The 552-nt window shown below is 59.1% G+C and carries 1 protein-coding gene; it reads right to left on the bottom strand.

Annotation, left to right across the window (positions count from 1 at the left end; genetic code table 11):
* Positions 1 to 109, bottom strand: a 109-nt coding sequence (locus M3I56_RS40885; RefSeq protein ID WP_375541889.1) for a helix-turn-helix domain-containing protein, incomplete at its 3' end; no start/stop codon positions are given.
* Positions 110 to 552: the final 443 nt, after the last annotated feature.

Raw genomic sequence — 552 nt, 5'->3', positions numbered from 1 at the left:
CAAGCCATTTGTAGCCGGTCTGGCGGCTGATGTTGAAACGCCGGCACAGCTCACTGAAGGGCAGGCTCTGTGCGGCTGCCAGACTGACGAATTCCTGTCTGAGGCTCATGGTGTCTTTTACATTCCAGGGCATGGATGGATTCGGGCGTTGGGTTGCCCAAAAGTGTCAACCATGTCCCCATACACCTGTCAATCATGTCTCCGGTCTGTACACCAGCGGCAAAGAAAAGTAGGCAAAAGAAAGCCGCTCAAACCGCTAGCGCCTGCCACAGTTCACATCTCGCCGTAAATGGTGAATGGCTCCGGAGCGTCTGTCGCCACTCGCCCCCAATCGGAGTGACAAGGCGCTCATCCTTCCGGCGGCGCTCCGCGCGCCGAAGGGCATAGTCAAAAACCGGCGGGGCACATGAGTTCTCGCGGATGCCCAGGCGTGGCACCCGGTTTCCCTTGCAGGCCCAACCGCAGCGCGCGTAGCGAGCAGCGGGATGAATGACTGCCTTGTCACTCATTTTGGTGGTGCGAGGTGACAGACGCTCCGGAGCCATTCACCAT

Origin of the sequence: Paraburkholderia sp. CNPSo 3281 (assembly GCF_024206515.1) — a bacterium.
Classification (GTDB): Bacteria; Pseudomonadota; Gammaproteobacteria; order Burkholderiales; family Burkholderiaceae; genus Paraburkholderia; species Paraburkholderia nodosa.
This window is presented reverse-complemented; position numbering and strand designations above follow the sequence as displayed.